At 67.9% G+C, this 611-nt stretch carries 1 protein-coding gene; it reads left to right on the top strand.

Annotation, left to right across the window (positions count from 1 at the left end; translation table 11 throughout):
• A partial coding sequence (locus tag IEZ27_RS53470) for a TCP-1/cpn60 chaperonin family protein (RefSeq protein ID WP_308427380.1) occupies positions 1–611 on the top strand: 611 nt, incomplete at both ends.

Raw genomic sequence — 611 nt, 5'->3', positions numbered from 1 at the left:
GCTCTGAAGAAGGGCATCGAGGCCGCCGTCGAGCGCGTCAGCGAGGAGCTCTCCAAGCTGGCCAAGGACGTGGAGACCAAGGAGCAGATCGCTTCGACCGCCTCTATCTCCGCCGCCGACCCCGAGATCGGCTCGCTCATCGCCGAGGCGATGGACAAGGTCGGCAAGGAAGGCGTCATCACCGTCGAGGAGAGCAACACCTTCGGTCTCGAGCTTGAGCTCACCGAGGGCATGCGCTTCGACAAGGGCTACCTCGCCCCCATGTTCGTCACCGACGCAGACCGGCTGGAGGCGGTCCTCGACGACCCGTACGTGCTGGTCACCGGCGGCAGGATCGCCGCGGCCAGGGACATCGTGCCGCTGCTCGACCAGGTGGTGCAGTCCGGCAGGCCGCTGCTGGTCATCGCCGAGGACGTCGAGGCCGAGGCCCTGGCCACGCTCATCGTCAACAAGTTGAAGGGCGTGCTGCGGTCGGTCGCGGTCAAGGCCCCGGGCTTCGGCGACCGTCGCAAGGCCATGCTGGGCGACATCGCGATCCTGACCGGTGGTCAGGTCATCGCCGAGGAGGTCGGCCTCAAGCTGGAGACCGCCACCCTCGACCTGCTCGGCCG

This window comes from Nonomuraea spiralis (assembly GCF_014648435.1).
GTDB classification, from domain to species: domain Bacteria; phylum Actinomycetota; class Actinomycetes; order Streptosporangiales; family Streptosporangiaceae; genus Nonomuraea; species Nonomuraea spiralis.
This window is presented reverse-complemented; position numbering and strand designations above follow the sequence as displayed.